At 46.9% G+C, this 525-nt stretch carries 1 protein-coding gene; it reads right to left on the bottom strand.

Going from position 1 to position 525, the window contains the following annotated elements; genetic code table 11:
• Positions 1 to 525: tandem-95 repeat protein (locus AB4486_RS25305; protein WP_372119475.1), on the bottom strand; the 525-nt coding region annotated here is incomplete at both ends.

Here is a 525-nt window from a genome sequence, read left to right as displayed (position 1 = left end):
AGTTCTCGTTTGGAGCAAAGGTATAAGTACCGTCGCCGTTATCCGTGAACACACCGTCTGTACCTTCGTAGTTAACCGACTCGACAGAAAGGTCATCGCCATCAATATCCGTTGCACCAGCCAATAGCTGTTCATCGGTAAAGGTCAGCGAACCATCTTCATTAATGGTGTAGTCGTGGTCGTAAATTACAGAAAGGTCGTTAACTGCTGTTACGGTCACGTCTAGTTCCGCTGGAGTAACCCCACCGTTGCCATCGTCTACGTTGTAGCTAATCGAGAATTCACCATTGAAGTTCTCTTCCGGTGTAATGGTGTAAGTACCATCACCATTGTCAGTGATAAGAGCGTTCTCAATGGAAACATCTCCAACACTTGGTTCGTTACCACCCGTTTCACCAGAATCATCACCTTCCTCGCCGGTTAGCAATTCAGAGATATCAATGCCGTTTTCATTCGCGAGCGCTTCTTCTGCCGCTGGTAAATCAAACGCATTCTCGCTGCCTACATCTTGGCTTGGAACAATAA

Origin of the sequence: Vibrio sp. 10N.222.55.C6 (genome assembly GCF_041473395.1) — a bacterium.
GTDB classification, from domain to species: domain Bacteria; phylum Pseudomonadota; class Gammaproteobacteria; order Enterobacterales; family Vibrionaceae; genus Vibrio; species Vibrio crassostreae_C.
This window is presented reverse-complemented; position numbering and strand designations above follow the sequence as displayed.